The sequence below is a fragment of the Actinokineospora sp. genome (assembly GCF_050699995.1).
Lineage (GTDB): Bacteria > Actinomycetota > Actinomycetes > Mycobacteriales > Pseudonocardiaceae > Actinokineospora.
Genome location: NZ_JBOHGC010000418.1, coordinates 1 through 3,244, shown reverse-complemented (window position 1 = coordinate 3,244; position 3,244 = coordinate 1). Strand labels below are relative to the sequence as shown.

At 69.7% G+C, this 3,244-nt stretch carries 4 protein-coding genes; 2 read left to right on the top strand and 2 right to left on the bottom strand.

Going from position 1 to position 3,244, the window contains the following annotated elements; translation table 11 throughout:
• Nucleotides 1–49: 49 nt before the first annotated feature.
• Entirely contained in the window at nucleotides 50–604 is a 555-nt protein-coding gene (gene cyaB / locus ACRDSQ_RS20555) for a class IV adenylate cyclase (RefSeq protein ID WP_431423298.1), read from the bottom strand.
• Entirely contained in the window at nucleotides 585–923 is a 339-nt protein-coding gene (locus ACRDSQ_RS20550; protein ID WP_431423296.1) for a hypothetical protein, read from the bottom strand. Before ACRDSQ_RS20550 ends, cyaB begins: the two co-directional genes overlap by 20 nt.
• A gap of 337 nt (nucleotides 924–1,260) precedes the next feature.
• On the opposite strand from ACRDSQ_RS20550, the gene ACRDSQ_RS20545 reads away from it, so the two are divergent.
• Together ACRDSQ_RS20545 and ACRDSQ_RS20540 are read left to right on the top strand one after the other, a co-directional pair.
• Nucleotides 1,261–2,496: a helix-turn-helix domain-containing protein gene (locus ACRDSQ_RS20545; RefSeq protein ID WP_431423294.1), complete on the top strand. Its 1,236-nt coding sequence runs from the start codon at nucleotides 1,261–1,263 to the stop codon at nucleotides 2,494–2,496.
• An 11-nt stretch (nucleotides 2,497–2,507) separates the two neighbouring features.
• Nucleotides 2,508–3,164: a YdcF family protein gene (locus ACRDSQ_RS20540; RefSeq protein WP_431423292.1), complete on the top strand. Its 657-nt coding sequence runs from the start codon at nucleotides 2,508–2,510 to the stop codon at nucleotides 3,162–3,164.
• Nucleotides 3,165–3,244 lie beyond the last annotated feature (80 nt).

Sequence of the window (3,244 nt, the reverse complement as noted above, 5' to 3'; positions counted from 1 at the left end):
TCGTTCGAGTGGTCCCCGGCGTGTTGAGCCTTCCGCTGGTGCGGCCGTGTCAGTGCTCGCGGCCGAGCAGGATGTGCGGGTAGCCGCGGTTGATCGGCTCGCCCAGCTCCACGCCGAGGGAGGCGATGAACTGCTCCAGCTGCTCGGTGGCGTCGGCGACGGTGGCGGCGTCAGCCTTGTACTCGAACTCGACGAAATCGCCGGCGTCGACGACGTGGTCGAACACGACCTCGACGTCGGGCAGCTTCCATTCCTCGCGGGTCTTGTCGACGGTAACCAGCGGGCGGAAGTCGAGCGCTTCGAGCAGGCGGCGGATGGCTTCGACGTCGTCGACCTTGGTCTCGTACTCGTCGGCGTGGGTCTTGATCAGCTCGCTGATCGGGTGCCAGCGCTTGAAGTTGACCGACGAGCCGCGGGCCTCGGTCCGCACCCGCAGCCACTCGGAGATCGCTTCGGGGGCGGTGAAGTCGCGGTGCGGGGCGTTGAAGTAGGCGTCAACCTGGCGGGTCGACTCGGAGGGCTTGGCGCCGAGCGCTTCGAGCTTGGCCTTGAGCGCGGCCGGATCGGGCAGGGCGAACTTCTTCTCAACCTCGATGTACTGCACGGGCAGGTGTCCTCTCGTCGGTTGTGTCGGGGTGGAGCAGTGCGGTGATCTCGACGACCTCCTCCGGGTGGAGCGGGTCGTCCACGCTGGTGAGCGTGGTGGTGATCTGCTCGGCGTCTCGGAAGCCGACCAGCACGGCGGCGTCCGGTGCGTGCTGCAGCGCGTAGCCCAGGGCGATGCGGGCTTGCGTGGCCAGGGCTCGACCGGACCGGGATCGGCCTGCCGATTGCGGTGGCGAACCTCGTCGACTCGGCGGCACAACTCCGCCGCCCGGCAGCGCGCCAGCCTGCGGCGGGTGCACCAGCCGTTGGCGGCCCACCCGACCAGCACCGGGGCGACCAGGCACCCGACGAACGCCGCCACCGCCAGGGCCACGCCCCAGCCGGTCACGATCGGCCCTGGTCGGGGTGGAAACCTGCCGTGCCGACCGGTCGGGGCACACCCGACACGGCAGGAGCCAGTGCTGTCCCTCACGCGTCTGCTTGACCACGGGCATGGCCGCTCCCCCAGTTCGCTCGCACGCTGGCGTGGGACGATCCCCCGTGACGTCCTATGTCACGGGGAGTGCTTGGCCTAGGACGCTAGGTGCGGCGAATGTGGTGAACCGGGAGGATTTCTCTGGGCTCGTCGCGACCGGAGCTGGAAGGTTGAACCTCATGCGAGGGATGACCGACGACATGACCATCGGCCGGCGCGTGGCGTTCTACCGACAGCGCCGCGGCCTGACCCAGGTCGTGTTGGCCGGGCTGGTCGGGCGCACCGAGGACTGGCTGCGCAAGGTCGAGCACGACGTGCTCCCGGTCGACCGGCTCTCCGTGCTGCGCCGCCTGGCGTTCGCGCTGGACATCTCCCTCGGCGATCTGATCGGCGAGCCGGTCCTCATGGCCTGGGCCGACGAGTCCAGCCGACGCACCGTCCCCGCCCTGCGGGTCGCGCTGATGGACCACCGCCAATTCCTCATCGGCCACCAGCCCGGCGAACCCCCGCGACTGGACGCCCTCGCCCGCGAGATCGCCGCGCAGTGGGAGGACTACCAGAACTCCCGCTACGCCCGGCTCACCCAGCGGCTCCCGCTGCTGATCACCGACGTCCAAGCTGCCTGCCAGCACCACGGCACCGGCAGCGACGACGTCCTACGCGCCCACGCCCTCGCTGCCAGCGCCCACCAGGTCGCCACCGCGTTCCTCACCAAGCTCGGTGAAGCCGATCTCGCCGCGATCTCCGCCACCCGCGGCCTGGCCGCCGCCCACACCAGCGGCGACAACCTGATGATCGGCTCGCTCTACCGGTCCGTCGCCCACGCACTGGTCTCCATCGGCGAGTTCGAGCAGGCAATCGCGCTCACCCGCGCCGCCGCCGACCACCTCGAACCTGGCCTCGGCGACGCCACCCCGGAGTACCTGTCGGTCTACGGCATGCTGCACCTGACCGGTGCGGTCGCCTCATCGCGACGGGAGGACCGCTCCGACACCACGACGTTCCTGTCCGAGGCCGACATGGCCGCAAAGCGCCTCGGGCACGACGCGAACCACCTGTGGACGGCGTTCGGTCCGACCAACGTCGCCATCCACCGCGTCACCGCCGCGATGGAGCTCGGCGACGTCCAGGTCGCCGTAGATCTCGGCCCCCGCGTCGACACCCGTGACCTGCCCGTCGAGCGTCGCGTGCGGCACGCTATCGAGACCGCGCGGGCGTTCGTGCGCTGGAACCGCGCTGACGATGCCCTCGTGCTGCTGCTCGACGCGGAGCGGTACGCCCCCGAACAGGTTCGCTACCACCGCCTCTCCCGGCTTCTCGTCCGCGAGATGATCCGCCATCCACGGCCGTCGGAGCGGGCGATCGAACTGGCGCATCGGATGGGCGTGCACGGCACCGACCCGCGCCGGCCGTAACCTTGCCGGTCATGGCGACCACCGAACTGCCCGCGAACCTGCGAGCCGACGTCGAAACCTTGTGGGCCTACCACGACATGGGCCACGAGCCCCGCCGCTGTGACGTCGGGATCGGCCTTGGCTCCCATGACCTCGGCGTCGCTATCCACACCGCGCAGCTCTACCAGCAGGGCCTGTTCGAGCGGATCGTGTTCACCGGCGCCAACGCCCCCACCACCATCGAACGGTTCCCCCGCGGCGAAGCCGTCCACTACCGCGAACACGCCATCGAACTCGGCGTCCCCGCCGACGCCATCCTCATCGAGACCGAAGCCACCAACACCAACCAGAACCTCACCAACACCCGCGCCGTCCTCGCCGGCGCGGGCATCCACCCGGCCTCGATCATGCTGATCTCCCGGCCCTACCAACAGCGACGCGCCTACGCGACCTGCCGCAAGGTCTGGCCCGAAGTCGAGGTCATCTGCTCGTCCCGGCCGCTGCCGCTCGACGAGTACATCGCCACGATCGGCGACGTCGACCGCGTCATCAACATGCTCGTCGGCGACACCCAACGCATCACCGAATACGCGCGCCTCGGCTTCGCCATCGAACAGGATGTTCCCGAGCCAGCGCACGCCGCGTACCAGCGGCTCGTCGACGCAGGCTTCACCAGCCGACTGATCTAGCGCCTGTCTCGAAGTGCGGGTGCGCGCCAGTCGTGATCGGGGTGGTTCCTGGCGGTGCGGACGGATCGCCACTCATACCG

Coding starts and splice junctions, on each gene's coding strand:
- ACRDSQ_RS20545 (WP_431423294.1), top strand. CDS start 1,261: ATGCGAGGGATGACCGACGACATGACCATCGGCCGGCGCGTGGCGTTC.
- ACRDSQ_RS20540 (WP_431423292.1), top strand. CDS start 2,508: ATGGCGACCACCGAACTGCCCGCGAACCTGCGAGCCGACGTCGAAACC.